Origin of the sequence: Acinetobacter sp. Z1 (assembly GCF_024296945.1) — a bacterium.
GTDB classification, from domain to species: domain Bacteria; phylum Pseudomonadota; class Gammaproteobacteria; order Pseudomonadales; family Moraxellaceae; genus Acinetobacter; species Acinetobacter beijerinckii.
This window is the reverse complement of the sequence record NZ_CP101115.1, coordinates 2,683,930-2,709,844: the sequence shown is the minus strand read 5'-3', so window position 1 is coordinate 2,709,844 and position 25,915 is coordinate 2,683,930. Positions and strand designations below refer to the sequence as shown.

Sequence of the window (25,915 nt, the reverse complement as noted above, 5' to 3'; positions counted from 1 at the left end):
TATGCTGGCATATATCATACGTCGCATATGGCAGATGATCCCAACAATGCTTGGTGTTGTCCTGCTGATCTTTTTCCTCTTCAACTGGGTCGGGGGAGATCCTGCATATATTTTGGCAGGAAAAATGTCGAATCCTGAACAGATTGAAAATATCCGCCAACAGTTAGGTGTGGATCAGCCTTATTATGTGCAGCTGTGGATTTTTATTAAGCAAATTTTAACCTTTGATTATGGTATGAGTTGGAGTACGGGTGAGTCTGTTTCGCAGATTATCAGTACACGTTTAGGGCCATCCTTAACATTATTAATTCCTCTTACACTGCTGCAAACGGTGATTTCAATTATCTTGGCTTTAGCAGTTGCATCTGTGCGCGGTAGCCTGACTGATCGTATGGTGATGATGCTGTGCACCATCGGAATGTCGATTAGTATCTTGGTTTATATCATTGTTTTTCAATATTTCTTTGCTTATCAACTGAGTTGGTTTCCAGTACAAGGCTGGAGTGATAGCTTCAGTGAAAACCTCTTTAAATATGCACTACTGCCTATTCTGATTATGTTGGTTGTGAGTATTGCTCCAACACTTAGACTGTACCGTAGCTTTATTTTAGATGAGGTCAATCAGGACTATGTGCGTACAGCACGTGCCAAAGGTGTAACTGAAAGCCGAGTGTTTGGGGTACATGTGTTAAGAAATGCATCGATTCCAATCGTGACCGATGTCATGGCAAGTCTACCAGCACTTTTAATTGGCGCATTTTTAATTGAGCGTTTTTTTGGCATACCGGGGATTGGTCGGGAAGTGATTATTGCAGTAGAACGTAGTGACTTTCCTGTGATCAAAGCAATCACGGTTTATGTTGCTGCTGCAACCATGGTTTTTAACCTGATTGCCGATCTGATTTATAAATTAATTGATCCACGCGTACAGTTGAAGTAGGTGAATTATGCTGAGTGTATTATTTAAAAGAAAAGCACTAACTCAGTCTGACACAGCTTCTTCTGGGCTATGGCAGCTAGCAGTTCGTCGTTTAAAAGCAGATCGTATCGCCATGATGTCTCTGTTTATCGTGCTATGTTACTTTGTGATTTTAATCCTATCTCTCACAGGTTTGATTGCATCCAATTGGAATAAAGAAGTTGCTGTCAGTTATGCGCCACCTACATTTTTAGGTGCTGAATTGAGTCAAGATTTTGCAGATAAAAAAGTCGAAACAGCCCAAACCTTGCCTGAAAATCCTGTTGATCCTTTAAAAGATATTATTCAGAAATTAAATACTGAAATTGCCACTGAGCAAGTGACAGGAATACCGATTGATTATTATGATGTAACAGATCCATTGGCTGAAGATATAAAAGCCATTGATCAGCAACTTGGTGGTCATTTACTAGATCAAGAACAACAGTTGAAAACCACCTTAGCATTCGGCGCGGATAAATGGGGACAAGACATTTTACTGAAAACCATTAAAGGCGCTGAAACATCTATATTAGTCGGATTACTTTCTGCTTTGCTGGCAGTTGTTATCGGTACTTTTCTAGGCGCGATTTCAGGATACTTTGGTGGTTGGGTCGATGATGTTCTGAACTGGTTTTATAATATTTTCACCTCGATTCCTTATTTGTTATTGGTACTCGCTGTTGCTGCTGTTTTACAGCAAAAAGGGATTTTATCGATTGTATTGATCTTAGGTTTAACGGGTTGGACGGGGGTGTTTCGTCTGATCCGTGCGGAATACATGAAACATAAGTCTCGTGAATATGTACTTGCTGCCAAAGCGATTGGTGTTAGTCATTTCCGTCGTATGTTTGTGCATATTTTTCCAAATGTCAGTCACATTGCTTTAGTCCAAATCTCGATTCTTGTTGTTGCATTTATCAAATCTGAAGTGATTTTAAGCTTCCTCGGTTTTGGTGTCCCAGTCGGCGTGGTGTCATGGGGAAGTATGTTGAATGAAGCGCAAACAGAACTCATTTTAGGGAAATGGTGGCAATTGGCTGCCGCATCTATTGCGATGGCTGTATTAGTCACCGCATTTTCAATGTTTACTGATGCATTGCGTGATGCATTAGATCCTAAACTGAAGTAGCGGAGAATTGATATGCAAAATAGTCATGAAACAACGCTATTAAAAGTAGAAAATCTGAGTGTTAGCTTTAAAGATGATAATAAACATTGGCTTGAAACGGTCAAATCGATTTCATTTACTATTCCAAAGAATAAAACAGTCGCTTTAGTCGGTGAGTCGGGTAGTGGGAAATCAGTCACTTCATTGGCAGTCATGGGATTATTACCGAAAGGGCAAAGTCAAATTTCAGAACAAAGTCGAATCTTATTTGAGGATAAAGACTTACTAGAATTATCATCAAAGGAAATTCGAAATATTTGTGGCAAAGAAATTGCCATGATTTTTCAAGAACCGATGTCATCATTGAACCCTGTGTTTACTATTGGCGATCAAATTGCAGAGGTTTTACGTATTCACTTAGGGATGGGGCGAAAACAAGCCAGAGAAAGAGTTTTAGAGTTATTAAAAGAAGTGGGGATTCCATCACCAGAAACAAAAATTGACGCCTACCCAAGTCAGCTCTCTGGCGGACAACAACAACGCGTGATGATTGCTATGGCAATTGCATGTGAACCAAAGCTCCTGATTGCTGATGAACCAACTACAGCATTAGATGTGACGATCCAAAAACAAATTATCGATTTGTTAGAGTCTTTACGTCAACGTCGTGAAATGTCGATGTTGTTTATTACCCATGATTTGGCATTAGTGGGTGAAATTGCAGATGAAGTGATTGTGATGCGTCATGGAGAAATTCGAGAAAATGGTTTAGTTGAACAAGTACTGGAACAGCCTACTGATGTATATACCCGTGCGTTGCTACATTGCCGTCCACAATTATCGACTCGACCTTATCGTTTACCTGTGACCAGTGATTTTATGAAAATAGAAAATGGTCAATTGATTGAACAGACGAATTTATCAGATCTCAATCTCAAACAACGGAGTCGAGGATTGGTTGGAGATGAGCAGATTGTTTTGGAGGTCAAAGACCTAAAAAAATCGTTTTATAGTCGCAAAGGTTTATGGGGACGTGATGAATTCCAAGCGGTTAAAGGTGTTTCGTTTAAGCTGGCAAAAGGTAAAACCTTAGGGCTAGTGGGGGAGTCTGGTTCAGGTAAAACCACGATTGGTTTATTACTGATGCGTTTACATGAAGCAACAGGCGGACAAGCTTTAATTGATGGTCAAGATATTCTATCGATGTCCGAAAAAGAGTTCGCAAAATACCAACGTAAAATTCAAATTATTTTCCAAAATCCGTATGCCTCGCTTAATCCGCGATTCACGATTGGACAGATTTTACTTGAGCCAATGCGAATTCATGGGATTGGTCAAAATGATATTGAAAGAAAAAAAATTGCATTAGAATTGTTAGAGCGAGTGAGTTTACCCGCTCAAGCTTATGATCGTTATCCACATGAATTTTCAGGTGGGCAACGTCAACGAATTGCCATTGCTCGTTGCTTGACCTTAAAACCTGAAATTTTGATTTGTGATGAATCCGTCTCTGCTTTAGATGTCTCTGTGCAAGCTCAGGTGTTAAATTTACTTCAGGATTTACAAGATGAGTTTGGTTTGAGTTATATCTTTATCTCTCATGACTTATCTGTGGTGAAATATATTTCTGATCAGGTCATGGTGATGAATCATGGTGAAGTGGTTGAAATTGCAAATTCTGATGAGTTGTATTTGCATCCGCAACATGAATATACAAAAAAATTGCTGAATGCAATTCCACAATCTAGCGTGCAGCATATTTAAATTTAAGTAATAAAAAACGCTCTATATAGAGCGTTTTTTATACGTATTTTATCGGGTTTAAGGTTTCTTAAAACCCACAGTTTTACGTTGATAACCATTACCGCTTGGGCGTTGTTGTGGTTGTTCTTGCTCGTCATCACGGCGTTGTTGACGCAAATAGCCACCACGACGTGCAGCTAACGGTTTTTCAGCCATTTTTTCAGTACGACGTTTAGCCATACCAAATAAGCCTGTACCTTGACGTGGTTTCAATTCAACAGATTTCGCTAAGTTATCGATATCTGTCTTATCTAGTTCCATCCAGCGGCCAGTACGTAATTCACGCGGTAAAATTACGCTACCATAGCGTGTACGTAATAAACGACTTACTTTTAGGCTTTGTGATTCGAAGATACGACGAACCTCACGGTTACGACCTTCTTTAACTACGACTTGATACCAGCGGTTAATACCTTCGCCACCAATTTCTGAGAATGACTCAAATTTAGCTGGGCCATCTTCAAGTTCAACACCTTTGAGCATGTTGTTACGAATTTGAGGAGTGACTTCACCCATAACACGAACGGCATATTCACGTTCAACTTCGTTTGAAGGATGCATCAAACGGTTGGCAAGTTCACCATCATTTGTAAATAACAATAAACCGGTACTGTTAATATCAAGACGACCCACCATTACCCAACGATCATTGGCGATTTGTGGCAAATGATCAAATACGGTTGGACGTTTCTCAGGATCATTGCGCGAGCAAATTTCACCTTCTGGTTTATAGTAAATGAGAACGCGGCGGCGAATTTCATCTTCAACTTGAAACTGAACTTTACGACCATCGATACGTAGTTCATCAGTAGGCTCAATACGTTCACCCACTTCAGCAATTTTTCCATTGATACTGACGCGACCAGCAGCAATGACTTCCTCCATATAGCGACGTGAGCCAAGCCCCACTCTCGCTAATACCTTTTGTAATTTCTCACTCATGACAGCACAACCTTAGACATAATGATCAACAGTTCACCTTCTCAAGACTTCGGCGCATGTGCGTCGAGTGTCATGAATGCTTCCTTGGCGTTCTGTAGGGGAGGCAATTGACCTAGCGATGCTAAACCAAATGCATTTAAAAATTGAGGCGTTGTAACTAACAACGCAGGTCTTCCAGGCAAATCTCTAAAACCAGATTCTTTAATCCAGTTCCAGTCAAATAAGTTTCTTAAAATTTGACTATTGTTGGATACACCACGAATTTGTTCAATATCAGCACGCGTAACAGGCTGATGATATGCAATTACTGCGACGGTTTCGAGTAATGAGGGTGACAGTTTCGTTGGTCGTTCAGGCCAAACTTGCGCAATAATATTTCGATACTTAGCTCTGACTTGGAAACGAAAGCCTTGGGCTGTTTCAATCAACTCAATAGAACGACCATGTTGTAACACAGCAAGCTGTTGCAGAAACTGACGTAACTGTTGTTTATTATATTGGTTTTGAAAGGCTTCTTTCAGCCTTGCAAGTGAAACTGGTGAGTCACTGGCGAATAAAATGGCTTCCATTTGCAGTAACACATCATGGTGAATGTCTTCAAGAGACATACCTTCATTGCTATCCAATTGCTCTAAACTCATGCTGCATTCCCTTGAATGGTCAAAGGGGAATCAATACCTGTATGAATGATTTGAATTTTTTGCTGGCGTGTGAGTTCAAGAACCGCCATAAAAGTGACAACCATGCCCATACGACCTTGTTGCGGATTAAGTAATTGGACAAAACTCAAGACTTCACCAGACGCGAGTTGGCTTTCAATAAATGCAATTCGTTCTTCAAGTAAAACAAGTTCTTGAGCAACAACATGGGTAATCGGCTCTGGACGATTAAACACACAAAATAATGCGTCACGTAACGCATCTGCATCATACCCTTCATAGACAGGTGCAATATGTCCGATACTGATATTTGCACTGAATGTATCGCGTTCAAAAATCGGCATTTGCCCAAGTCTTTCAGCCGCTTGTTTGATGCGTAAATAGGTTTCTAAGCGATCAATGAGTTCTTGTTTTGGATCTTTTTCAAATTGATCGACAACTTTAGGTTTAGGAAGTAGCAATCTAGATTTTAAATCAGCGAGAAGTGCTGCCATAACCATATAGTCAGCGGTTAGCTCAATATTGAGCGATTTCATGCTATCCATATAGGAAAGATACTGAGTGGCAATCGGTGAAATATCTAACTGAAGAAGATCAAAACCATTTTTTTGAATAAGGTAGATCAGAAAATCTAAAGGACCTTCAAATTGTTCAAGTAAAATTTCAAACGCAGCGGGTGGGATATATAAATCTTCAGGTATGACTTCTTGCCACTCGTCAAGCACGCGAATGGAAGGAGTTAACTCCAACGAAGAAGAAAGAATTTGATTCATTACCGTTATAAGCCACGCGAATTTTCAAAAGCATGAAAGATCATTGTTGTGTTCAAGGGATTACACACGCTACCTAGAGCAACGCCATTCTAATCGAAATTGTAAATTTAATAAATTACTCACTTACAAAAACCTTAAAGTTCTCAGGGTATTTTCTTTATTTATGTACGATTAGATAGGTCATAGAAAATAATTATGATTAAATTAACAGCCAATTCCAAATTCGTTTAAATAATAAACCAATATGAAAAACTATTTAAAAACTCAACAAAATCAGCTTGGACAAAAAGTTGGTATAGAAATCGACCTCGAAAGAACGAGTCAAACTATTCAAGAAAACTTGCTCGGTCAGCATGTTAAATTAATTTATATCGATCAGGTGATTTCTGATCAAGCATCAGCTCAGATTTGGAACAATGTATCTACTGAACCGTCGGATGCCTGTTGGACTTATTTGCCTTATTCAGCGCCCAAGGATGAAAAAACATTAAAAGATGATCTTCAGCGTTCATTTAATTTCGCTGGTTCTAGTCATTTCCTGATTGAGGTGAATGGTGAAGTTCAGGGGTGGATTGCTTTACTTAATCCTAGGCTTGAGCATAAGGCGGTTGAAATTGGTAATGTTTATTTTTCACATAAAATGAAAAAATCAAAAGCTTCAACGGAAACGATTTTTTTACTCTTGAAACAATGCTTTAAACATGGATTTAGACGAGTTGAATGGAAATGTGATGATTTTAATGAACCGTCTAAAGCGGCGGCATTACGTTTTGGTTTTCAATATGAAGGTCTGTTTCGCCAGGATCGGATTACTAAAGGGCATAACCGTAATACGGCATGGTTTTCAATCATTGATGAAGAATGGCCTGATTTAGAAAAAATCTATCAACAATGGCTCAGTCCTGATAATTTTGATGTGCAAGGTTTTCAGAAGCAGCGATTGTCTGATTTTATAAAATAAGTTTTAAGTATTTTGGATCGCATACTCGATGATTTTAGAGATTAACTATAGATATAGAGATTTTGATCATCGAGTTTTCTAATATTTCTTTTACAATAAAGATTTCTAAAAAATATTTAAAATTTAATTCGTTACTTTTCTGGAGAAGTCCTTGAGTTGACTTTTAAAACCTGAGTTTCTGATTTCAAGCTTCAACAACATAAATGGTTTCATCATCTTATAAAACATTCATGTTGAGTAAAACTTGAATTAATTCCATTTTGTATAAAACTACTCAAAAGCACTGACATCACCAACACCACGACGCACGACTTCAGGATTTTCTCCAGATAAATCCACGATACTGGTGGTGGATAACGTACCGAAGCCACTATCAATAAACACATCAATGCGTTTACCTAATTGATTTTCAATATCATAAGGATCATCCAACGGATCTTTTTGATCTGGCAAGATTAAAGTACTGGTTAATAGAGGTTCACCTAGTTCTTTTAATAAGGCTTGAGCAACTGGATTACTTGGAATACGTAGACCAATGGTTTTTTTCTTTGGATGCATCAAGCGTTTTGGTACTTCGCTGGTTGCTGGCAAAATAAAAGTGGTTACAGCAGGTGTGTTATTTTTAAGCAAACGATACATCGCATTATCAACTTTGGCGTAAGTTGCAATGTCTGATAAATCACAGCACATAATCGCATATTGATGTTTAGGACCCAAACCACGAATTTGTGCAATTCGCTCCATCGCACTTTTATTTCCGATTTGGCAACCGATTGCATAGGCTGCGTCAGTTGGGTAAACCACAACATCTCCAGCGCGAATACGTTCGACTGCTTGAGTGATAAGACGAGCCTGTGGATTTTCAGGATGAATGTGTAAATGCAACATTATTATTAACTCCCTGATCTATGTGGCTGAATTTAGTATGAAACTTGTTCTAGAGTCGATGCAAGTCTTTGATGTGTTAATTTTGTCAATTAATCGAGTGATTCGCGTTTAAATTCATTTAGTTGTAATGCTGCTCCATTCCTTGTGCATAGACAAATGTAATGAATGAAACGTGCTGCATCATGCGGTAATTTAGCTTGACCTGAAAAATAACGCTGTACTTGATTAAAAACATTATTTTTGAATAACTCTCCATTTCCGCTATCACCCGTTAAATTATCCAAAGAGACACGGAATTTTCGACCAAACGCAGTCGCATATAACCACTCAATTGCTTGAGGTTTGATTTCAACTTGCTCAAATAAGGCTTGTTGTTCCGCACTTCGACCATCAGGTGCATACCAATAACCAAGATCAGCTAATAGCCTACGTTGCTCACCAGAAATACTCCAATGACTAATTTCATGTAGAGCACTATTGAAGAAACCGTGGGCAAATTGGATCTTTGCAGGTTGCTCAGATGTCGCTGGGAAATACTCAGGTTCAAAATCACCTTTCACTAAAGTGACATTATGGTGGGAAAACCAGTGATTAAAGTGTAAAATAAGCCAATCGACCTGTTCTGGTTCTGATGTTAACTTTTGCCAAGATGAACGTTGCACTTGATTTGGCGCTAACACAGGAACAGTGGTTGAATGGGTGCTTACAAGTAATGAAGATGTTACTTCAAGTTGCGGCTGCAACAGGTGCATTGCTTAATTTACCCCGAGTTCTGTCTAAAGAAGTGCAAAATTGTATCTTAATCTTTGACAGAGTACCGATGAATTTGTAGAATTGCCGCCTTAATTATGTCAGCAAATACTTTTCCAAGCCAAATCGAGCCATTTAAATGGGCTGAACAGGGCTTTACATGGTCAGGAACACTGCCATTGTCTCGCTTTGCTCGTATAGCTCGAGAAGCTGTTGGTTCAATTGATGATCAATTGATCAACATAGACTGTAAGCTATCAATGGATATCTATCATCGTATTGTATGGTTAGATGGACATATTGAAACGAAAGTTCCAATGGAATGCCAACGTTGTTTGGGACCTGTTGAAATTGAATTGGTTTCAGATTTTCATTTAGCGCTGATCGATGATGAGTCACTGATAGAGCGATTGGATGAGGATGCTGATTTCATCGTTTTAGGTGAAAGTGAATCTTCGAAAAAAGGTGATTTTGATACACCTGCTTCCATTGATTTACTCGCATTACTAGAAGATGAACTGTTACTGTTGATGCCATTGTCTCCTAAGCATGATGCTTGTGAGCATAAGCATCAACCTACCATTCAGGACGTTGTCGAAGAAAAGCGGGATAATCCGTTTGATGTTTTGGCAGGTTTGAAGGGTAAACTTAACTCATAATTTGTGTTATAATGTTGAGTTAAGACAACTGAATTTGTTCTGATCCATTTTTTCGATCTTTGTAAGGAGCCATCATGGCCGTTCAGCAAAACCGTAAAAGTCGCTCTCGCCGTGACATGCGCCGTTCACATGACGCTTTAACCGAGAATGCATTATCTGTAGACCAAACTACTGGTGAAACTCATCGTCGTCACCACGTGACTAAAGACGGTATTTACCGTGGTCGTCAATTATTCGCTAAAGCAGCTGATGCTGAATAATTGAATCATATGCATTAAGCGTTAGCTTAAAGTATAGAAAAAATGGGAGCGAAAGCTCCCTTTTTTGTTGTTTTTCGCAATTATAAAAATATTTAATCAGTGTTAAATTGCCACATCGCTAAAGAGTCTATTGTCATTGTCATGTAGAATCATGAGTGTTGATGAAATTGGCGATAGACTAATTTAAGGATTTTTATATGTCGACTAAACGACTTGAGCAGGCTGCTCAAGCAACAAAAACAGCATTTGTTTTTCCGGGTCAAGGCTCTCAAAAAGCAGGTATGCTTGCTGAACTTGCAGAACAGTTTGGTGTTGTTCAAGAGACCTTTGCTGAAGCATCAGAAGCTATTGGTTTTGATCTTTGGCACATCGCTCAAAGTGGTGAAGGATTAGATCAAACTGAAAATACTCAGCCAGTATTGTTGACAGCCAGTATTGCACTTTGGAGAGTTTGGTTAGCGTTAGGTGGTATTACACCTAAATACTTAGCTGGGCACTCTTTAGGCGAATACAGCGCACTTGTTGCAGCAGAAGCAATGACATTGGCTGATGCGGTCAAATTAGTTCATTTACGCGGTAAGTTGATGCAAAGTGCTGTTCCTCAAGGTGAGGGAGCAATGGCTGCAATACTTGGGCTATCAGATGATCAAGTGATCGAGCTTTGTAAAAAAGTATCTGCATCAGGTCAGGGTTCAGTCGATGCGGCAAATTATAATGCGCAAGGTCAAGTTGTGATTGCAGGAACGACAGCGCTTGTGCAACAAGTGATGGCTGAAGCAAAAGAACAATCAGGTAAGGCAATTGCGTTACCAGTTTCTGTGCCTTCGCATTGCACACTGATGAAACCAGCGGCTGAAAAGTTTGCTGAAGCTTTGGAACAAACTGCCATTGAGCTACCATGCCTTCCTGTAATACAAAATGTCAACGCGGAAATCGCGACGGATGTTGCTCAATTACGTCAGGCACTCACTGCACAATTGTACCAATCAGTACAATGGACACGTACCATGCAATATCTACAAGATCAGGGTATTCAGTACGTGGTTGAATGTGGGCCAGGCACTGTACTCAGTAATCTTGCGAAACGATTACCAAATATAGAAAAAGCATTTGCCATTGATAGCAAAGCACGTATGGAAGATGCCCTAAACGCAGTGTTAGTGGCAGAAGGAAAAATTGCATGACACAACAACGAAAAGTTGCGTTAGTGACAGGAGCAAGCCGTGGTATTGGCGCAGCAATTGCACAGCAACTCATTCAAGACGGTTTTTTTGTAGTCGGTACAGCGACCTCTGAATCAGGTGCGAAAAAACTGACGGAAAGCTTTGCTGAGAACGGAACAGGTGTTGTCCTTGATGTTCGTGATGGCGCGGTGATTGATGCACTTGTCTCGGACATTGAACAAAAATACGGTTCAGTGCTGATCTTAGTAAACAATGCTGGCATTACCAAAGATAACTTGTTATTGCGCATGTCTGAAGATGATTGGGATGATATTCTCAACATTCATCTTAAAGCCGTTTACCGCTTATCAAAGCGTGTATTAAAAGGCATGACTAAAGCACGTTTTGGACGGATTATTAATATTAGTTCAGTGGTTGCGCATTTTGCCAATCCTGGACAAGCGAACTACTCAGCAGCAAAAGCAGGGATTGAAGCATTCAGTCGTAGCTTAGCGAAAGAGATGGGTAGTCGTCAGATTACGGTAAACAGCGTTGCACCTGGTTTTATTGCAACTGAAATGACTGATCAGTTGAGCGAAGAGATTCGCAAAAAAATGACTGATCAAGTAGCTTTAAATCGTCTAGGTGAGCCTCAAGATATTGCGAATGCAGTGAGTTTCCTTGCTAGCGATAAAGCTAGTTACATTACTGGTACAGTTTTACACGTAAATGGTGGTCTATACATGGCCTAACTGGCGATGTATAAACTTTTAAAAATTTTTATATTCAATTAAACTAGTGGCAAATCAAAACGCCACAAGCAATGAGGAGAATTCCTGTGAGCGATATCGAACAACGCATCAAACAAGCAGTAGCTGAACAACTAGGTATGCGTGCTGAAGAGATCAAAAACGAAGCATCTTTTATGGATGATTTAGGTGCTGACTCTTTAGATTTGGTTGAACTTGTAATGTCTTTTGAAAATGATTTCGACATCACGATTCCTGATGAAGATTCAAATGAAATCACTACAGTTCAATCTGCAATTGATTATGTAACCAAAAAACTTGGTTAATCATTTTGCATGATTGAAAAGCCACCGCAAGGTGGCTTTTTTATATGTTTAATTTTAATTAAGTTGATTTATACATATTTTTACAAGAAAAAATGAACTTCGAATATGAAATGATTTTATTTAAGTGTATAAAATTTATGCTATTTAAAATAATTTATTAAAGCATAACAATAAAAGGAAATATTATGAGTATCGAAATGCGAGTTAAGCAAATTATTGTTGAACAACTCGGTGTAGACGAGGGAGAGGTGGTAGCTAATGCATCGTTTGTAGATGATTTAGGCGCTGACTCTTTGGATCTCGTTGAATTAATTATGGCTTTTGAAGAAGAGTTTGGCTTTGAAATTCCTGATGACGATGCAGAGAAAATTCTCACAGTGCGTGATGCTATTGCTTATATTGAGATGAACGTCGGAGATGATACCTAAATTGCATCATACGGTTAGCTCATTGAAAAGCCACTGTAATGTGAGTTTTTATATGCCGAATTTTTTGGCTTTGTGAGTTTATACATATTTTTACAAGAAAAATTAAACTCTGAATATGAAAATATTTTATTTAGGCGTATAAAATCTGTGCTATTTAAAATAATTTATTAAATCATAAAAACGAAAGGAAACGTGATGAATATAGCAAAACGTGTTCAGGAAATTATTGTTGAGCAACTTGGTGTAGATGAAAAAGAGGTTAAGCCTCATGCAACTTTTACAGATGATTTAGGTGCTGATTCATTGGGTGTTGTTGAGCTTATTATGGCTTTAGAAAGAGAGTTTAGCATTCAAATCCCATATGAAGAGGCAGAGAAAATTATCACTGTTCAATCTGCAATTGATTATATGGCGAATATTGTGCGAGAAGATGCGTAAAATTGCATAGTATTTGAATTAATTGAAACCGCGATGAATTAGCTTTTTGTAGTTCTTTATAAAGAATTAACTTAAAAATATACATAGATTTACAAGACATATTTAAATTGAAACCAGAGAGAGCAAATCTTTCTGTATAACTATTTAAGTAGGTCTACTACGACTAAGCATTATTAAATAACTATAGAGGAAATAACGATGGGTCTTTTTGATTTTGTTAAAGGTATTGGTAAGAAAAATACTGCTCCAGCAGAACCACAAGCTGCACCAGCAACGCCAGCTGAACCATCTGCTCAAGAGATTGCAAATAAATTACTAGGTTTGATTAAAAGTTTAGGTCTCGGTGTCGATGGATTATCTGTGACTTATAATGGTAATACTGATACCGCAACGGTGAAAGGGCAGGTCAAAAGCCAAGCAGATAAAGAAAAGATTGTACTTGCGGTAGGGAATGTTGATCATGTTGCGCAAGTGGATGATCAAATGACGGTAGAAGTACCAGAACCTGAAAGTAAATTCTACACAGTAAAGTCAGGCGATAATTTATCGAAAATTTCAAAAGAGTATTACGGTGATCCAAACCAATACAATAAAATTTTCGAAGCGAATAAACCTTTGTTAAAAAATGCAGATGACATTTTCCCAGGTCAGGTGTTGCGTATTCCACAATAATTCGTTGAGAATAACAAAAAGGCGCTAAATGCGCCTTTTTGTTATTTACTACTTTTAAAATTTATTTTTATTAAGATGTGTTTTAAAAACGTTTTGGAATTTTTTGCCCATTGGGTATAGGGGTTTCAGCCTGTTTTAATACACCAAATAACCATGTTTCAGCATGTTGAACAGCAATTTTCAAAGAGTCGCCTAGTGCAAGTCTTCCAGCGATGAAACTTGCTAAAGAACAGCCAGAACCATGATATTGCCCATCTAAACGTGGACAGCGACTTTCTGCAATCATTTCACCATCTGCATACAGAGCATTTCGGATGTATTCAGGTGTGTCTTCATGTCCACCTTTGACCAACACCGCTTTTGCCCCCATCTCAAATAGCTTTTGAGTGGCTTGATCAATATTATCAATGCCTGTTAAAGCTCTTAATTCAACTGTATTCGGTGTGATTACAGTCGCCAAAGGAATTAGTTCAACAAATGCTTTCACCAAAGTCGCTTGATCACCGAGTGAACCACCGCTATTTGCAACGAGAACAGGATCGAGTACGTATTGATAATCGAGATGTTCACGTAAAAACATTGCCAATGCTGCAATATTATCCGTTGTGCCCAACATGCCAGATTTAACGCATTTAATCGGTAAGTCACCGACCACTGCGTTGGCTTGTGCTAGCAATAATTCCTTTGAAGTGGCTTCAAAACCAAACACTTGTTGTGAGTTCTGAATGGTTAAAGCGGTACAGGCAATGGCTGCATGTGCACCACTTTGACCAATCGCTTCAATATCTGCTTGTAGACCTGCACCGCCTGATGGATCTAAACCTGAAAAACAAAGTACGGTCGGACGCACTGCAATTTCCTTTTATGTTTTCATTTACGTTAGTATAGGGAAGTTTTGAGAAACACTCGACTATGTTGTGTAAGGCTTTAAGAGATTGGATGAATGACGATCAAAAATATTCTGATAGATTTAGACGGTACTTTAACTGACCCTAAGACAGGGATTCATGGTTCAATTCGCTTTGCTTTAGAGAAGTTAAATCAACCTTTGGCAGATGATATTAACTTAGATTGGACCATCGGACCTCCGCTGAAAGCTTCATTGGCAAAACTACTAAATACGCAAGATGATGTTTTGGCTGAACAAGCATTGACAGCCTATCGTGAACGTTTTTCGGTGACGGGTTTATTTGAAAATGAAGTATATCCAACAGTAGCTGAAACCTTAAAACAATTACAAGTTCAAGGATATAGCTTATTTTTAGCGACAGCTAAACCGACTATTTATGCAAAACGTATTCTTGCTCATTTCAAATTAGATCAATATTTTACTGAAATGTATGGCAGTGAATTAACGGGTGAACGTACCAACAAGACTGACTTAATTGCCTATATTTTAGAAAAAGAGCAGTTAGATGCTCAGCAATGTATTATGGTGGGAGATCGTCAGTATGATGTGATTGGTGCACGTGCTCACAGTATTGAAACGATTGCTGTAAATTATGGTTATGGAACAACGGAAGAATTAGCTCAGGTACAACCTGTTGCATATATTTCTGAATTTAGTCAATTGATTGAAGTAGTTGATCAATTAAATGCTGAACGAAAGGTTTCATAATATATTGATAAAAAAGCCTCGAATGATCGAGGCTTTTTTATTTTTTAATTAAATATTATGTTTTAGGCGGTATTGAACTAATTCTTCAATGCTAATCACCGTCAGACCATGTGTTTGAGCATAGGCCAAAACTTGAATACCAGATGCCATTGAGCCATCTGGATTGGTTAATTCACACAGAACCCCAGATGGTTTTAATCCAGCTAACCGCGCTAAATCAATCGTTCCTTCGGTATGTCCACGACGAGTGAGCACGCCACCATTACGTGCACGCAATGGAAATACATGACCAGGGCGACTCAAGCCACTTGCAATTGCACCATCTTGAGTGGCAGCCAAAACAGTCGTTACGCGATCTTTTGCAGAGACACCTGTTGAAACACCTTGCGCGGCTTCGATCGTCACGGTAAATGCTGTTTTGAACTGGCTAGAATTATCCACGACCATAGGAGGGAGCTCTAAATGATCTGCAAGTTCCTCTGTGAGGCATAAGCACACAATACCTGATCCATCACGGATCATTTGTGCCATGACTTCAATCGTTAAGGTTTCAGCAGCAATAATCAAGTCGGCTTCATTTTCACGATCAAAATCATCCATTACCAACACAGGTTTGCCTTGGCGGATATCTTCTAAAGCTTGTTGAATACGATTTTCAGCAGGGGAAAGGGTTGAAAAGAAAAGTTCGGGTTGAATTAAACTAGACATAATGAAACGCTCTCGTAAATAGAATACGGTTGAACATTTCAGGACTGATGTAAAAATAAGCGCGCACCAAAAAACCAAACAGTAATTTCGGTAGTTTCGTCTTCTTTCATCCGGACTATACCGTCGGCTTTGGCATCTCACCAAATCTGCGAGCATATAAAATTATACACAAGCTCGTGGGCTGATTAGATCATTTCAGACAAAGTCTAACTTACCACCGGTGGGGAATTTCACCCCGCCCTGAAGCGATGTGCTTTGATTATAGCTATATTTTGTGTGAAAAATATAATTTTTATAGAATGTATCGTTCTATAAAAATCAAAAAATAATATGAACGCTACTTGATTGGACTCGGTATTTCGCTTTACTGGTAATGGATTTAAATTCAGCATAAACTGAAAAGATAGAACAAAAAAAGAGCACTTAATAAAAATGGAAAGAGCAGATCAAGCTGAGTTAGAGCAACTCGCCCAGCAGCTTCATCGACCAGTGATGAGTCTCAAGGATTTTTCCCATTTATCTCAGCAAGATTTAAATTGGCTCAATCAACAATTACAAAAAACAGTTGAAATGGAAAATCAAAAAATGAATAAAAGCCTATTTCCGATGCCATTCTTTTTGCGATTCCTTTTAAAACAAAAAAAATCTGATAGGAGCGTGCGATGACTCGACTTGCTGTCCATGCTGAAATTATAAAAATTGCTCGGATTTTGAATGTTCAGGAGCAGCAACTCACTTTTTTACTGACTTTAGCACCAGAAAGCTTAAGACAATTTCGTTTTGCAATGATTGAGTTACTGCAAAATCAACAAAAAACAAGATTTCGTAACTTGGCAGCTTGGGTCAACTGGCTGCCGAATTGGTTAACAGCAATCATGGTCAAACGTTTTTTTGACCCATTTATTGTGGCTCAAATTGCTGTGCATCTATCAACAGAACATCTTTATCGTATTGCAAAGCATTTGTCCGCAGATACTTTGGCTGCGATTTCTGTGTATTTAGATCCTCGGTTGGCAAGAGAGTTATTAGGATATTTGACGACTCATCAAATTATAGATATTGCACAGGTGCTTTTAAAACAACGAAATTTTGTCACTATGGGAAGATTTGTGGGGATGTTATCTGATGAAGTGGTACAGGACGTTGCTCAGATTATCGAGAAAGAAAGTGATTTACTTGAAATCGCATTTTATATTGAATCAAGAGAACGAATTGATCATTTAGTACATGTATTACCCAAAGATCGGATTAGAAAGGCATTATTGATTATTAGTGATCCTACTCAACGTTTAGTGTGGCCTAAATTATTGGCTTTAATGAGTCATATTGGATATGAATTAAAACATGAACTCGGTGACTTAGCGGTGCAGCAGGGCGAGTTAGTGATTAATGCGATTATTCATGCAGCGCAAGAAGACCAACTTTGGGAAGATATGTTGCCAGTTGTGGCTTGTCTTTCTGCTCAAGCGCAATGTTATGTCGCAAATTTACCTGCTTTAAGACAGGTTGAAATTATTCAGAGTATTGTGGAGGCCGCTGATCGTTGTGATTTATGGACGGATATGTTGGTGGTGGTGAATTATATGCAGGATGACGCTAGAGAAGCTGTAGCAACTGCAATTGCTCAAATTAATGAGGAGGTATTACATCATATCGCTTATGCATCGTTGTTACGTTCACAATGGGAAGTAACCTTTGATATTGTAAGGCGTATGCCATTAGAAAAAAAACAGCAATGTAAAGAAATCCTCAATATCTATATGCAGCAACTCGATCAAGAAACTTATCAATATTTAGATGATTTACTGAATCGTTATCAAATTAATACGCCTATAACTTCATGATTTTTTTAAATTAAGCGTTGGGAAGTGTATCTCTAATCGGAAGTAGAGTGGCAAGTGCATGTTCATAGCCACGATCTACTAACTCATCTAATCGGTGCCAATCAAACATCCCAATACCATTAATTGGCATTCGAATATGTAAATTTGCTCGTTCAATGGCAGCGGTTTGAATCATGGTATCGCTGGCAAGTGTCGCAGTACGCATGAGAATTTCGGCAAGGCGTGGCGCATGTAGCAGTTTGTCTTTAATCAATTTATTCCAGTTCAGTAGAGCACTTTGATCCGGTTCGTCTAAACCAATCCCAGGAACTCGTATATCATCATGTAAACTGACATTACTGGCGATAATGGTACCTCGCTCTAAGTTCTGCATCACATCTGTAGGTAAATTATTGATGACACCACCATCGCACAGTAAATTTTCATGCCAAGCTACTGGTGGTGCCACACCAGGCACACTCATACTGGTTCCAACCCAAGTGGCTAATTGTCCTTGATCATGTATTACAGCCTGTCCTGTGGAAAGATTAGTTGAAATACAATAATAAGTTCGTTTTAACTCTTCTATTCTCCGATGACCAAAAATTGCTTGTAAACGAGAATGAAAGCGTTGTCCTCTGATTAAGGACACCCTAGGCATGGTGTAATCATTTAAATAATTACGTGCTACAAAGGTTTCATAAGCAATATGTGTCATTTCGACACTATCAAAACCACATGCCACTAGAGCTGCAACAAAAGCGCCCATACTGGTTCCACCAACAATATCAATTGGAATATGCAATTGTTCCAGTGCACGAATTAAGCCTATGTGTGCGAAGCCGCGTGCACCACCGCCACCAAGAACCAAGCCAACACCTTTACTAGAAATTTGTCGGGCAATTGCACAGATATCAGCTTGTGCCCAAGGATGAATAAAGTAATGTGCTCGCGCATGATAAAGTTGTTTCAACACCAATGTATAAGGAGATGGATCACCTTCAGAACGTAATAACACTAACTCAATCTGACTTTGCCAATTATGTTTATTTAAGTGCTCAACTAATGGGCTTGGAAGAGGTGTTTGATTTGCTTCAGCAAGTATCAAAATACGATCTGCTTGATGTAAGCAACGTTTTGACCATTCATCATCATGTCGATGTGCTGCATAAAGTACATAACAGTGTTTTTCCTCAAGACTAGCCAACCATTGTCTGAGTTGTAAATCATTTGAAGAATAATCAAGAGCAGTTTGGCTAAATCCAATACCAAATAATGCATCCACATGTGCAGCTGTGACTAAGCGTACATGGGGCCAACGCAGTAAGTGTTCTGTTAGTTTTTCTGCGAGTTGTATCGAGGGAATTTGGGCTGAAACAGGAACAATCGCTAAGGTTCGACTTTGACTCATGGGATGTGTGTGCTGTAAGTCAGGTTGTGATCGAGCAATAATTAATTGAGATAATGCAAATAAGGTTTGAGGTTGTTGATAAAGAAAATTAATAAATGTGTGTTGGGGAATTTCCAATAAAGCAGTATCTCTTATTGCTATAGCTTCACCGTGATGCGGTTGTTTTGAGATAACTCCCATCTCACCCAAGATTTCATAGCGACTTAAATAGGTGATTAAATTAGAGGTGGTGGTGAGTTTAATTCTTCCGTAAATAATAACGTAAACGTAATCAGCAGGATCATTGATGCTATAAAGTTGCTGTCCAACTGGTAAATATTTGATTGCACAATTTTGAGCTAAAGACCTTAGATTGTTTTCGTCTAAGTCAGAAAAAACAGTAACTTTACTCAGCGTTTTAATAATATCCATATCTATTTAATTGTCTTTATTTTCTATTTATTAAATAAACTATAGTGCTGACGTACAAGTACGATTAAGTAAAATAAAAGCAGATTGTTCAGTTTTTTTGTATGCTATTTTCTAGAAATAAGAAGCAATAAAAAAACCAGTTCATATTGACTGGTTTTTTTTAATCTCTTTGCTTTATGCGATTTGTACAGGAATACAGTTTGCTGTGTGATTTACTGTATTGTCTGGATTTGCATAAACTAAACGTGGTTTGTGAAGATTTGCTTCAACTTCAGTAAAGTCACCAAATGTTGCAATGATTACTAAATCACCAACATCAGCTTGGTGCGCTGCGCCACCATTGACTGAAATAATGCCTGAATCATCTTCACCACGAATTGCATAAGTTGTGAAGCGTTTGCCGTTGGTTACGTTCCATACGTGGATTTCTTCGTATTCACGAATCCCTGCTAAATCCATCAAAACACCATCAATTGCACAAGAACCTTCATAATGAAGTTCTGCATGAGTGACAACTGCACGGTGAATTTTACATTTTAATAAACGAGATAGCATGGCTAGCGTCTCCTGAGTAAGACCTAAGATGAATATCTTATGGTTGACTTGTCACGTTTCCCGCGGCGATAGGCGGTTTGATGCGCATTTTGCGCTTAAAAACGCAATATGGCAAGCGTGATTGATCAACAATTCAGTTTAAATTTAAGCGGGTTTATAAGCATTAATTTGATTCATGGCCTGTGATACTTGTCCATCAACAAGCATTTTCACTTTTGATAGGGCATGATCAATTGCTGAATCCATTAAATTTTGTTCACTGCTAGGAGCTTTGCCGAGCACATGACCAGAAACACGTTCTTTGGAGCCGGGATGCCCAATTCCAATACGTAAGCGGTGAAAGTTTGGTCCGATATGTGGGACGATATCACGTAGACCATTATGTCCACCGTGTCCACCACCTGTTTTTAATCGGATGATGCCTGGGTCCATATCGAGTTCATCATGAGCAATTAAAATTGCTTCTGGTGCAACTTGATAAAATTTGGCAAAAGGTACAACACTTTGACCAGAACGGTTCATAAATGTTGTTGGTAATAGCAAGCGTACGTCATGACCTTCAATTTGACCACGACCGCTAAACCCATGAAATTTAGGTTCTGCTTTTAATGAAATACCATAACGATCTGCAAGCTGTTCAACAAACCAAAAGCCTGCATTATGGCGGGTTTGGGCATATTCCTTTCCAGGATTACCCAAACCAACAATTAGCGAAATATTTGACACTAATTCACGCCTTTAACACTTACGCGCGTTTAAAGTCAGCGTGCATAGGTGTGTTTTTAGCTGGGTGACGTTGTAACGCTTGGATTTTAACGCTTTCAACTTTATCACCGATTTTGATTTCGATTACTTCTTCAAAGAAAGCATTGTTTTCTAATGCTTTAACGATTTCACGAAGTTCTAAAGTGATTGTTACAGGCTCAGCGCTACCACCATAGATGATTGCTGGAATTTGTGAAGCGTGACGAAGGCGGCGGCTCGCACCTTTCCCTTGTAGTGCTGCTTCACGTGCTTGAGCTGTTAATACGAAGTTTGCCATGGGCATATCCTCATTGAGATTAAGAAACTAAACTTGCGACCAGTTTAGTGATAGAAAAACCCTAGCTAAGCTAGGGTTTAAGAAAAAAGCTGGGCTATTATAGATAACTATCGAACATCGCGCTAATAGATTCTTCGTTGTTAATACGACGAATTGTTTCAGCAACCATGCTAGCAACAGAAACTTGGCGAATTTTACCTAAGTTCAATGCTTCATCAGAAAGAGGAATTGTGTCAGTTACAACCAATTCATCAATAACAGAATTACGAAGATTATCAAGCGCTTTGCCAGATAAAACAGGGTGAGTTGCATAAGCAATTACACGGCGAGCACCAAATTGTTTTAGTGCATCAGCGGCTTTGCAAAGCGTACCTGCTGTATCTACCATGTCATCAACGATGACACAGTCACGATCTTTAACATCACCAATCAAATGCATCACTTGTGATTCATTTGCTTTTTGACGACGTTTATCGATGATAGCTAAATCAATATCACCCAATTGTTTTGCAACAGCACGTGCACGAACAACACCACCAACGTCAGGTGAAACCACCATAAGGTTGTCATGTTGTTGTTGACGTAGGTCAGCCAATAGCGCTGGCGTACCATAGATGTTGTCAACTGGAATATCGAAGAAACCTTGAATTTGGTCTGCGTGCAAGTCGATCATTACCACACGGTCAATACCAACAGTTGTAAGCATATCCGCTACAACTTTTGCTGTAATTGGTACACGAGCAGAACGTGGACGACGATCTTGACGTGCATAACCGAAATACGGAATGACAGCTGTGATACGACCAGCACTTGCGCGACGTAAAGCATCAGCCATAACCAAGATTTCCATCAGGTTATCATTGGTTGGCGCGCAAGTAGATTGAACGATAAAAACGTCTTTACCACGAACATTTTCAGTAATTTCAACTGAAATTTCCCCATCAGAGAATTTGCTTACAGAAGCAGCACCGAGTGGGATATGTAAATGGCTTACGACTTTTTGGGCGAACTGTGGATGAGCACTTCCACTGAAAACGACAAGATTGGGCATGAAGCACCTGAGCGAGGGTTAAGCGAAGCATTGCTTCGACCGAGCGCAAGGGAAAAATGTTAAATTTTTCCAACGGGTAATTTAGAAACAATCTATTATATGGCAGGGGCGGCTGGATTCGAACCAACGGATGCCGAGATCAAAACCCGGTGCCTTACCACTTGGCGACGCCCCTAATGCGGCAGAACTTTAATATTTTTATATGATATTGTCAATATATTTGAACAGATATCAATATAAAACCATTCTGTCTAAAGATATGGCAGGGGCGGCTGGATTCGAACCAACGGATGCCGAGATCAAAACCCGGTGCCTTACCACTTGGCGACGCCCCTAAAATTGATAATATGTAATGGCAGGGGCGGCTGGATTCGAACCAACGGATGCCGAGATCAAAACCCGGTGCCTTACCACTTGGCGACGCCCCTAAATATTACATATATCTACAGATGAAAATTGGCAGGGGCGGCTGGATTCGAACCAACGGATGCCGAGATCAAAACCCGGTGCCTTACCACTTGGCGACGCCCCTAACATGTAACTGAAAAACTTCTTAAAGGAGATTCTGCTAGACTGTTTACCAAGTAAGATTTACAAGGCGCGTTTTGCAAAATTTTCTTTATATCCATTTCACTGGTTACTTCAATAAAAACACAAGCACCTGTACCTGTAAGCTTTGCTAGACCAAACTGATCTAAATATTGCATTGCTTCCTCAACTTCAGGGTATAACTGTCGAGCCAAAGGTTCAAAGTTATTTCCAAAGCTAGAAGGTTCTAACTGATAGGCGCAAAATTTAGTGATCTTAGAGTCTCTTGTCAATGTTTTTTGTGAAAAAAGCTGTTGAGTGCTGATAAAACAGTCAGGTTTCAAAATAATGAATTGTTTTTGAGCTAAGTCTATGAATGATAAATGTTCACCTATACCTTCAGCCCATGCATTCCGACCAAAAATAAAGATCGGAACATCGGCGCCGAGTTGCACACCATATGCTGCCAATTGCTGTTCATTTAATCCGCATTGCCACAGTTGATTGAGTACAATAAGCGTGGTTGCGGCATTCGAGGAGCCCCCCCCCAGTCCCGCACCCATAGGAATATTTTTTTCAATACGAATATTCAATCCACATAATTTTTGCGCATGTGGACGTAATAATTGGGCGGCTCTGTAGATTAAATTTTGTTCGAGTTTGACTTCTGTTAATCCTTCGATGTGAATAACATGATCTGTAGTCTGTTCAAAACTCATCCAATCATATAGATCAATCAGTTGAAAAATAGTTTGTAATTCATGATAACCATTTTCACGTCGACCTGTGATATGAAGAAATAAATTCAATTTGGCAGGGGATGGCACTTTAATCATAAATAGAATCTAAACTATCGGTTTTGAATCACCATTGTAATACGATTTTCTTTATCATCAGCAAGGGCTTGCTTTAATAAAAGCTTGTTTGGCAAAGGTTGTGCATCGTTATAACTAAAATCAACGGTCCAACCATCTTCAATCAGTTGTTTTAAGCGATTATTTTCATCTTTGCTAATCTGGGCATTTTGAGTTGCAGGTTTAGCTTGTACCCAATAGGCTAAATGCATGATTGGTGCTTGCCAACCTGTGGCTTTTTCTAATAATTCTTCTGGAGTTGCTGCTGTTATAAGCCCAGTTTTAGCGCTATTTAAAGTGACTTGACCTGGTTTGCCTTCAATTTGAGTTTTACCAACGCCTAAAATTCCTGTTAGTTCAATGTCAAATTGATCTTGTTGTTGTGCCCATGTAAAAAAAGCGCTGCCAGATTGTTGGGGTGTGCGTACACCAATTTTACCTTGTAGATTAAAATTATTTTCATCTTGGATTTGTGGCGTTGCTATGTTTTTATTGGGTTGAGTGAAACTTTGACAACCTGCCATCATCAGCATACTGCTGCTGCAAATAGCTAAGCAAATTTTTGAAAACATACGCATGCGTTTAACTCTTTTTTACAGTTATGGGTAAGATTAAGCTATCAAGTTGTTGTAATTGTGGGGCATTTGCATGTTTTTGTTTCAATTGCTGTAACACATCGCTAAATTCAGTCAATGAACCTTGCATGTATAAAGCTTTTGCATAGCGAACTCCAATATTAATATTTTGACTAAGTCCATAAGCTTGTCCTAAAACATCAACAGCGGTATTAAAATCATTTTGTAAAAAAGCAATATAACCTAACGTATCTAAAATAGAGGCTTGTTCTGGAGCGTAATTTAGCGCTAACTCAGCATATTTTCTTGCTTCTTTTAAACGTCGATTTTGCAGTGCAAGCGTGTAGGCATAAGCATTTAAGTAAGTCGGGCTATTGGGTTCAATGATTAAAAGTTGCTTTAAGGTTTTATCCAACTTATCGCGATCCGTAAATGGATCCAGCAATAAAACTTCTGCATAAATGAGTTCAGGATCATCAGGTAAATTTTTGATTGCTTCATCGAGTAAAGCCAAAGCCGCCTTTTTATTATTAGTTTTCTTGAGAATATCCGCTTGGGCTTGGTATAAGAAACTGGCATGTTGCGGATAATTAACACGTTCTTGTGTTAAAAACCTTAAAGCATCATTTAATTGTTCTTGTTTCTCGAAAATAGCAATCATATTACGTCGAGATACAATATATAGGCTGCCATCAACCAAACGATAATAAGCTTTGGCTGTTTCATAATGCTGTTTGCGTTGAGCATTAATTGCAAGATAGTAATAGGCTTCATTTTGGTATTTTGCAGAAGAACGTAATTCAACCAAATATTGTTCAGCCTTTTCATATTGTTTTAGATCAATACTGGTTAGACCTGCAATGAATAAAGCTTCTTCAGCATGAGGATGATCTTTGATAATCTCCTCAAGTTTTTCAAAAGCTTCTTGCTGTTGATTAATTTGAATGTAATAACGTGCTTCGGCGAGTCTAATATCTAAATTATTTTTATTTTTTCGACTGGCTTTTGCATACCATTTTTTTGTTTCTTCCTCATTTCTTAAAGCAATCAGTAAGTTCGCTTTCATTAAGATAAAGCTGGTTGATTTAGAACGTTTACGCAAAGCACGATTAATATTGTTAAGTGCTTGTTCATACAAACCATCTTGTGCTTCTAAACCTGCGATCAAGGCTAGAATTGAGGGATTATCTTTTTCCTCACTTGTGCGTAAGGCATTCAGCAAAATCTCACGATCTTGAGCTTCTTCAGGTGCAATACCTGCCAAAATTTGTTCAAGATCAGCAGTAGAGTCGATATTTAAAATTTTATCGAGAGTTTTTGCTGCCAACTCATATTCATGTGTTTTAAGCGCAATATGTGATAAGTAAAATAGAGCAGGAACATCTGTTGGTTCTTGTTCGACCCAGTGTGTTGCGATATCAAGTGCTGCTTGTAAGTCGTTGTATTCTAATGCAACATCTAGGGCACGCTGTTTAATCGTGGTGGAATTGCTACGTATTGCCAGTACTGTATAGTTATGCAGTGCTGTCGGAATATCATCATAAGCAAGAGAAAATTCTGCGACCATACTTTGTTGAAGAGCATGCTCAAAGCTTTGATCGGCATACATGTCGTGTATTGCTTGTGCAGAGACATAAGAGCTCATGCTACCTAGCAACAAGATTGTGGTAGAATACCGTCTAATCGTCTTGCCGCTAAAATGGTTACGGCGATATAGCTGACGCAATTTTTATTGATCCAAGTAATGCTTTTTATGACACCGATGTTGCACAATAACATAAATTTAGCGAAATGATGAT

Annotated in this window: 30 protein-coding genes, 4 tRNA genes and 1 riboswitch; of the genes, 15 read left to right on the top strand and 19 right to left on the bottom strand. The window is 38.8% G+C overall.

Features of this window, described 5'->3' with window-relative positions:
• Position 1 precedes the first annotated feature (1 nt).
• Genes NGC85_RS12780 through NGC85_RS12770 form a run of 3 tightly spaced genes read left to right on the top strand, consistent with a single transcriptional unit; the run spans position 2 to position 3,833 of the window.
• Positions 2 to 940 (top strand): ABC transporter permease, encoded by a 939-nt coding sequence (locus NGC85_RS12780; RefSeq protein WP_254731641.1) that lies wholly within the window; start codon positions 2 to 4, stop codon positions 938 to 940.
• A gap of 7 nt (positions 941 to 947) precedes the next feature.
• Positions 948 to 2,090, top strand: coding sequence for an ABC transporter permease (locus NGC85_RS12775; RefSeq protein WP_254731639.1), 1,143 nt, complete (start codon positions 948 to 950; stop codon positions 2,088 to 2,090).
• Between the two features lie 12 nt (positions 2,091 to 2,102).
• On the top strand, positions 2,103 to 3,833 hold the full coding sequence (locus NGC85_RS12770) for an ABC transporter ATP-binding protein (RefSeq protein WP_254731638.1): 1,731 nt from the start codon (positions 2,103 to 2,105) through the stop codon (positions 3,831 to 3,833).
• A gap of 57 nt (positions 3,834 to 3,890) precedes the next feature.
• Here NGC85_RS12770 and rluB read toward each other — a convergent pair whose 3' ends face one another.
• From rluB to NGC85_RS12755, 3 genes are read right to left on the bottom strand one after another with little or no spacing between them, the layout of a single operon-like run.
• Positions 3,891 to 4,814, bottom strand: a complete 924-nt coding sequence (rluB, locus tag NGC85_RS12765; protein ID WP_254731636.1) for a 23S rRNA pseudouridine(2605) synthase RluB — start codon at positions 4,812 to 4,814, stop codon at positions 3,891 to 3,893.
• Positions 4,815 to 4,855: 41 nt separating this feature from the next.
• Positions 4,856 to 5,455, bottom strand: coding sequence for an SMC-Scp complex subunit ScpB (gene scpB / locus NGC85_RS12760; RefSeq protein ID WP_005056598.1), 600 nt, complete (start codon positions 5,453 to 5,455; stop codon positions 4,856 to 4,858).
• On the bottom strand, positions 5,452 to 6,246 hold the full coding sequence (locus NGC85_RS12755) for a ScpA family protein (protein WP_005056597.1): 795 nt from the start codon (positions 6,244 to 6,246) through the stop codon (positions 5,452 to 5,454). Before NGC85_RS12755 ends, scpB begins: the two co-directional genes overlap by 4 nt.
• A 244-nt stretch (positions 6,247 to 6,490) precedes the next feature.
• Between NGC85_RS12755 and NGC85_RS12750 the strand changes: the two genes are divergently transcribed.
• Positions 6,491 to 7,207, top strand: a complete 717-nt coding sequence (locus tag NGC85_RS12750; protein WP_254731634.1) for a GNAT family N-acetyltransferase — start codon at positions 6,491 to 6,493, stop codon at positions 7,205 to 7,207.
• A gap of 270 nt (positions 7,208 to 7,477) precedes the next feature.
• Here NGC85_RS12750 and NGC85_RS12745 read toward each other — a convergent pair whose 3' ends face one another.
• Complete coding sequence (locus NGC85_RS12745; RefSeq protein ID WP_005056594.1) at positions 7,478 to 8,095, bottom strand: L-threonylcarbamoyladenylate synthase; 618 nt, start codon at positions 8,093 to 8,095, stop codon at positions 7,478 to 7,480.
• 89 nt (positions 8,096 to 8,184) lie between these two features.
• Positions 8,185 to 8,847 (bottom strand): elongation factor P hydroxylase, encoded by a 663-nt coding sequence (locus tag NGC85_RS12740; RefSeq protein ID WP_254731632.1) that lies wholly within the window; start codon positions 8,845 to 8,847, stop codon positions 8,185 to 8,187.
• A 96-nt stretch (positions 8,848 to 8,943) separates the two neighbouring features.
• Here NGC85_RS12740 and NGC85_RS12735 point away from each other — a divergent pair, with 96 nt between their 5' ends.
• The 8 genes from NGC85_RS12735 (at position 8,944) to lysM (ending at position 13,540) form a co-directional block, all read left to right on the top strand.
• Positions 8,944 to 9,504: a DUF177 domain-containing protein gene (locus NGC85_RS12735; RefSeq protein ID WP_005056588.1), complete on the top strand. Its 561-nt coding sequence runs from the start codon at positions 8,944 to 8,946 to the stop codon at positions 9,502 to 9,504.
• Between the two features lie 74 nt (positions 9,505 to 9,578).
• Positions 9,579 to 9,764, top strand: coding sequence for a 50S ribosomal protein L32 (gene rpmF, locus NGC85_RS12730; RefSeq protein WP_004638135.1), 186 nt, complete (start codon positions 9,579 to 9,581; stop codon positions 9,762 to 9,764).
• Between the two features lie 197 nt (positions 9,765 to 9,961).
• A complete protein-coding gene (gene fabD / locus NGC85_RS12725; RefSeq protein WP_254731630.1) occupies positions 9,962 to 10,948 on the top strand; it encodes an ACP S-malonyltransferase in 987 nt (328 codons plus the stop codon).
• Positions 10,945 to 11,679 (top strand): 3-oxoacyl-ACP reductase FabG, encoded by a 735-nt coding sequence (fabG, locus tag NGC85_RS12720; protein ID WP_254731628.1) that lies wholly within the window; start codon positions 10,945 to 10,947, stop codon positions 11,677 to 11,679. Before fabD ends, fabG begins: the two co-directional genes overlap by 4 nt.
• Before the next feature lie 86 nt (positions 11,680 to 11,765).
• Positions 11,766 to 12,002: an acyl carrier protein gene (gene acpP, locus NGC85_RS12715; RefSeq protein WP_004655272.1), complete on the top strand. Its 237-nt coding sequence runs from the start codon at positions 11,766 to 11,768 to the stop codon at positions 12,000 to 12,002.
• A gap of 182 nt (positions 12,003 to 12,184) precedes the next feature.
• Positions 12,185 to 12,430: an acyl carrier protein gene (gene acpP / locus NGC85_RS12710; RefSeq protein WP_302885551.1), complete on the top strand. Its 246-nt coding sequence runs from the start codon at positions 12,185 to 12,187 to the stop codon at positions 12,428 to 12,430.
• Positions 12,431 to 12,625: 195 nt separating this feature from the next.
• The gene (acpP, locus tag NGC85_RS12705) at positions 12,626 to 12,868 is read left to right on the top strand and encodes an acyl carrier protein (protein ID WP_005056580.1); all 243 of its coding nucleotides are present in this window, start codon (positions 12,626 to 12,628) and stop codon (positions 12,866 to 12,868) included.
• 198 nt (positions 12,869 to 13,066) lie between these two features.
• A complete protein-coding gene (gene lysM / locus NGC85_RS12700) occupies positions 13,067 to 13,540 on the top strand; it encodes a peptidoglycan-binding protein LysM (protein ID WP_005056579.1) in 474 nt (157 codons plus the stop codon).
• A gap of 82 nt (positions 13,541 to 13,622) precedes the next feature.
• Here the strand turns inward: lysM and NGC85_RS12695 are convergent, their stop codons facing one another.
• Positions 13,623 to 14,390 (bottom strand): hydroxymethylpyrimidine/phosphomethylpyrimidine kinase, encoded by a 768-nt coding sequence (locus tag NGC85_RS12695; protein ID WP_254731624.1) that lies wholly within the window; start codon positions 14,388 to 14,390, stop codon positions 13,623 to 13,625.
• Between the two features lie 93 nt (positions 14,391 to 14,483).
• Between NGC85_RS12695 and NGC85_RS12690 the strand changes: the two genes are divergently transcribed.
• Complete coding sequence (locus NGC85_RS12690) at positions 14,484 to 15,158, top strand: HAD-IA family hydrolase (RefSeq protein WP_005056576.1); 675 nt, start codon at positions 14,484 to 14,486, stop codon at positions 15,156 to 15,158.
• Between the two features lie 48 nt (positions 15,159 to 15,206).
• On the opposite strand, the gene ribB is transcribed toward NGC85_RS12690, so the two are convergent.
• The gene (gene ribB, locus NGC85_RS12685) at positions 15,207 to 15,866 is read right to left on the bottom strand and encodes a 3,4-dihydroxy-2-butanone-4-phosphate synthase (RefSeq protein WP_254731622.1); all 660 of its coding nucleotides are present in this window, start codon (positions 15,864 to 15,866) and stop codon (positions 15,207 to 15,209) included.
• Positions 15,867 to 15,960: 94 nt separating this feature from the next.
• Positions 15,961 to 16,117: riboswitch (FMN riboswitch) on the bottom strand.
• Between the two features lie 181 nt (positions 16,118 to 16,298).
• On the opposite strand from ribB, the gene NGC85_RS12680 reads away from it, so the two are divergent.
• Positions 16,299 to 16,532 (top strand): hypothetical protein, encoded by a 234-nt coding sequence (locus NGC85_RS12680; protein ID WP_254731620.1) that lies wholly within the window; start codon positions 16,299 to 16,301, stop codon positions 16,530 to 16,532.
• Positions 16,529 to 17,710 carry a hypothetical protein gene (locus NGC85_RS12675; RefSeq protein WP_254731618.1) on the top strand — a complete coding sequence of 394 codons (1,182 nt, stop codon included), beginning with the start codon at positions 16,529 to 16,531 and terminating at the stop codon, positions 17,708 to 17,710. The genes NGC85_RS12680 and NGC85_RS12675 overlap by 4 nt, the downstream gene beginning before the upstream one ends.
• 10 nt (positions 17,711 to 17,720) lie before the next feature.
• Here the strand turns inward: NGC85_RS12675 and NGC85_RS12670 are convergent, their stop codons facing one another.
• The 12 genes from NGC85_RS12670 to NGC85_RS12615 all read right to left on the bottom strand — a co-directional run bounded on the left by NGC85_RS12670 (position 17,721) and on the right by NGC85_RS12615 (position 25,842).
• Positions 17,721 to 19,511 (bottom strand): patatin-like phospholipase family protein, encoded by a 1,791-nt coding sequence (locus tag NGC85_RS12670; RefSeq protein ID WP_254731616.1) that lies wholly within the window; start codon positions 19,509 to 19,511, stop codon positions 17,721 to 17,723.
• Between the two features lie 174 nt (positions 19,512 to 19,685).
• Positions 19,686 to 20,066, bottom strand: a complete 381-nt coding sequence (panD, locus tag NGC85_RS12665) for an aspartate 1-decarboxylase (RefSeq protein ID WP_004655255.1) — start codon at positions 20,064 to 20,066, stop codon at positions 19,686 to 19,688.
• 144 nt (positions 20,067 to 20,210) lie between these two features.
• Positions 20,211 to 20,792: an aminoacyl-tRNA hydrolase gene (gene pth, locus NGC85_RS12660; protein ID WP_005056567.1), complete on the bottom strand. Its 582-nt coding sequence runs from the start codon at positions 20,790 to 20,792 to the stop codon at positions 20,211 to 20,213.
• A 19-nt stretch (positions 20,793 to 20,811) separates the two neighbouring features.
• Entirely contained in the window at positions 20,812 to 21,108 is a 297-nt protein-coding gene (gene rplY / locus NGC85_RS12655) for a 50S ribosomal protein L25 (RefSeq protein ID WP_005056566.1), read from the bottom strand.
• A 97-nt stretch (positions 21,109 to 21,205) separates the two neighbouring features.
• Complete coding sequence (locus tag NGC85_RS12650) at positions 21,206 to 22,159, bottom strand: ribose-phosphate pyrophosphokinase (protein WP_005056564.1); 954 nt, start codon at positions 22,157 to 22,159, stop codon at positions 21,206 to 21,208.
• A gap of 100 nt (positions 22,160 to 22,259) precedes the next feature.
• A tRNA-Gln gene (locus tag NGC85_RS12645) sits at positions 22,260 to 22,334 on the bottom strand.
• Between the two features lie 85 nt (positions 22,335 to 22,419).
• A tRNA-Gln gene (locus NGC85_RS12640) sits at positions 22,420 to 22,494 on the bottom strand.
• Between the two features lie 18 nt (positions 22,495 to 22,512).
• Positions 22,513 to 22,587 (bottom strand) — tRNA-Gln (locus NGC85_RS12635).
• Positions 22,588 to 22,616: 29 nt separating this feature from the next.
• Positions 22,617 to 22,691 (bottom strand) — tRNA-Gln (locus tag NGC85_RS12630).
• Entirely contained in the window at positions 22,690 to 23,523 is an 834-nt protein-coding gene (ispE, locus tag NGC85_RS12625; protein ID WP_005057517.1) for a 4-(cytidine 5'-diphospho)-2-C-methyl-D-erythritol kinase, read from the bottom strand. The genes NGC85_RS12630 and ispE overlap by 2 nt, the downstream gene beginning before the upstream one ends.
• A gap of 14 nt (positions 23,524 to 23,537) precedes the next feature.
• The gene (gene lolB / locus NGC85_RS12620) at positions 23,538 to 24,119 is read right to left on the bottom strand and encodes a lipoprotein insertase outer membrane protein LolB (protein WP_254731614.1); all 582 of its coding nucleotides are present in this window, start codon (positions 24,117 to 24,119) and stop codon (positions 23,538 to 23,540) included.
• Positions 24,120 to 24,123: 4 nt separating this feature from the next.
• Positions 24,124 to 25,842, bottom strand: coding sequence for a hypothetical protein (locus NGC85_RS12615; RefSeq protein ID WP_254731612.1), 1,719 nt, complete (start codon positions 25,840 to 25,842; stop codon positions 24,124 to 24,126).
• Between the last annotated feature and the right edge of the window lie 73 nt (positions 25,843 to 25,915).

Bases quoted from the DNA above. Each gene is read 5' to 3' on its own strand.
- rpmF (WP_004638135.1), top strand. From the start codon at position 9,579: ATGGCCGTTCAGCAAAACCGTAAAAGTCGCTCTCGCCGTGACATGCGC.
- scpB (WP_005056598.1), bottom strand. From the start codon at position 5,455: ATGAGTTTAGAGCAATTGGATAGCAATGAAGGTATGTCTCTTGAAGAC.
- ribB (WP_254731622.1), bottom strand. From the start codon at position 15,866: ATGTCTAGTTTAATTCAACCCGAACTTTTCTTTTCAACCCTTTCCCCT.
- acpP (WP_005056580.1), top strand. From the start codon at position 12,626: ATGAATATAGCAAAACGTGTTCAGGAAATTATTGTTGAGCAACTTGGT.
- NGC85_RS12780 (WP_254731641.1), top strand. From the start codon at position 2: ATGCTGGCATATATCATACGTCGCATATGGCAGATGATCCCAACAATG.
- panD (WP_004655255.1), bottom strand. From the start codon at position 20,066: ATGCTATCTCGTTTATTAAAATGTAAAATTCACCGTGCAGTTGTCACT.
- NGC85_RS12675 (WP_254731618.1), top strand. From the start codon at position 16,529: ATGACTCGACTTGCTGTCCATGCTGAAATTATAAAAATTGCTCGGATT.
- NGC85_RS12680 (WP_254731620.1), top strand. From the start codon at position 16,299: ATGGAAAGAGCAGATCAAGCTGAGTTAGAGCAACTCGCCCAGCAGCTT.
- fabG (WP_254731628.1), top strand. From the start codon at position 10,945: ATGACACAACAACGAAAAGTTGCGTTAGTGACAGGAGCAAGCCGTGGT.
- NGC85_RS12755 (WP_005056597.1), bottom strand. From the start codon at position 6,246: ATGAATCAAATTCTTTCTTCTTCGTTGGAGTTAACTCCTTCCATTCGC.
- lolB (WP_254731614.1), bottom strand. From the start codon at position 24,119: ATGCGTATGTTTTCAAAAATTTGCTTAGCTATTTGCAGCAGCAGTATG.
- NGC85_RS12690 (WP_005056576.1), top strand. From the start codon at position 14,484: ATGACGATCAAAAATATTCTGATAGATTTAGACGGTACTTTAACTGAC.
- NGC85_RS12650 (WP_005056564.1), bottom strand. From the start codon at position 22,159: ATGCCCAATCTTGTCGTTTTCAGTGGAAGTGCTCATCCACAGTTCGCC.
- NGC85_RS12745 (WP_005056594.1), bottom strand. From the start codon at position 8,095: ATGTTGCATTTACACATTCATCCTGAAAATCCACAGGCTCGTCTTATC.
- fabD (WP_254731630.1), top strand. From the start codon at position 9,962: ATGTCGACTAAACGACTTGAGCAGGCTGCTCAAGCAACAAAAACAGCA.
- NGC85_RS12775 (WP_254731639.1), top strand. From the start codon at position 948: ATGCTGAGTGTATTATTTAAAAGAAAAGCACTAACTCAGTCTGACACA.
- rluB (WP_254731636.1), bottom strand. From the start codon at position 4,814: ATGAGTGAGAAATTACAAAAGGTATTAGCGAGAGTGGGGCTTGGCTCA.
- rplY (WP_005056566.1), bottom strand. From the start codon at position 21,108: ATGGCAAACTTCGTATTAACAGCTCAAGCACGTGAAGCAGCACTACAA.
- NGC85_RS12670 (WP_254731616.1), bottom strand. From the start codon at position 19,511: ATGGATATTATTAAAACGCTGAGTAAAGTTACTGTTTTTTCTGACTTA.
- lysM (WP_005056579.1), top strand. From the start codon at position 13,067: ATGGGTCTTTTTGATTTTGTTAAAGGTATTGGTAAGAAAAATACTGCT.
- NGC85_RS12770 (WP_254731638.1), top strand. From the start codon at position 2,103: ATGCAAAATAGTCATGAAACAACGCTATTAAAAGTAGAAAATCTGAGT.
- NGC85_RS12740 (WP_254731632.1), bottom strand. From the start codon at position 8,847: ATGCACCTGTTGCAGCCGCAACTTGAAGTAACATCTTCATTACTTGTA.
- ispE (WP_005057517.1), bottom strand. From the start codon at position 23,523: ATGATTAAAGTGCCATCCCCTGCCAAATTGAATTTATTTCTTCATATC.
- NGC85_RS12750 (WP_254731634.1), top strand. From the start codon at position 6,491: ATGAAAAACTATTTAAAAACTCAACAAAATCAGCTTGGACAAAAAGTT.
- NGC85_RS12735 (WP_005056588.1), top strand. From the start codon at position 8,944: ATGTCAGCAAATACTTTTCCAAGCCAAATCGAGCCATTTAAATGGGCT.